The organism is Poinsettia branch-inducing phytoplasma str. JR1 (assembly GCF_000309465.1).
Lineage (GTDB): Bacteria > Bacillota_I > Bacilli_A > Acholeplasmatales > Acholeplasmataceae > Phytoplasma > Phytoplasma pruni.
The window spans coordinates 1-984 of the sequence record NZ_AKIK01000085.1; the positions used below are offsets into that span (position 1 = coordinate 1).

Annotated in this window: 2 pseudogenes; both read left to right on the forward strand. The window is 22.9% G+C overall.

Going from position 1 to position 984, the window contains the following annotated elements:
- Positions 1 to 590, forward strand: a pseudogene (locus ON17_RS03585) (hypothetical protein); the annotation flags it as partial.
- A 48-nt stretch (positions 591 to 638) separates the two neighbouring features.
- Positions 639 to 984 (forward strand): annotated as a pseudogene (locus tag ON17_RS02050) (DUF2963 domain-containing protein); the annotation flags it as partial.

Genomic DNA, 984 nt, shown 5'->3' on the forward strand with positions numbered 1-984 from the left:
TGAGAATTTTAGATATTATCGCTATTGTTTTAAACATTTGGTTATTATTATTAAAAAAAGTTATAATAATATTAGGTTTTATTTTTTCTTTTTTCATGAATTTTATATTTTTATGGGTTTATGATAGTAAAAATTTAATGATGAGATCTTTTAAATGGAAAGAAAAATATTTAATAATAATTCCTTTTATTATTATTGCTACTGCAACATTATTGTTTTTGGTTTTTTTAAAAAAACCTGTTAAAGTTGAATCTATTAAAGTTCCAGAACCTATTAAAATTATAGGACCTATTGAAGTTATAATGCCTATGAAAGGCGTAGAACCTATTAAACCACCAGAACCTATTAGACCACCAGAACTGGTTGAAATTTCAGAAAAAATAAAAAGAATTAAACAATTAAAACAATTAAAAGATGCAGGATGGTCAGTTTATAAATTAAGATATGCCGGATATATAATTCAAGAATTAACAGCTGCCGGATTTACAGATAAGGAATTATTAAATGGCGGATATACAATTGGGGATTTAAAATTTAAATTTGCTAAATATACAGTTCAAGAATTAAAAGATGCTAAAATTGAGATTTAAAAAAAATAAATTTTACATTATTTAAAAATTAGATAGGAGAATTTAATTATGAGTACATTTGAATGGAAAGGTAGACATTGGAGAATAGTTCCTTTTCTTATTATTACTGCAACATTATTATTTTTTGTTTTGTGGATTGGTAGTATGGCTTATCAATATCATTTAGAAACCGAAGAAAGAAGAAAAGTTTTAGATGTAAATATTAATGAGGAGGCAAAAAAATTAAATAATGATATAAAAGAAGAAAATATAAAATTAAAACAAGAAAATGACCATTTAAAAAGCGCTCCTTATGAATTAAAAAGAAATAATGGTGAAATAGAATATTATAATTTATTTACTCATAAATTAGTAAAAAAGATTGATTTAGATGGTAATATTTACGAATATGATA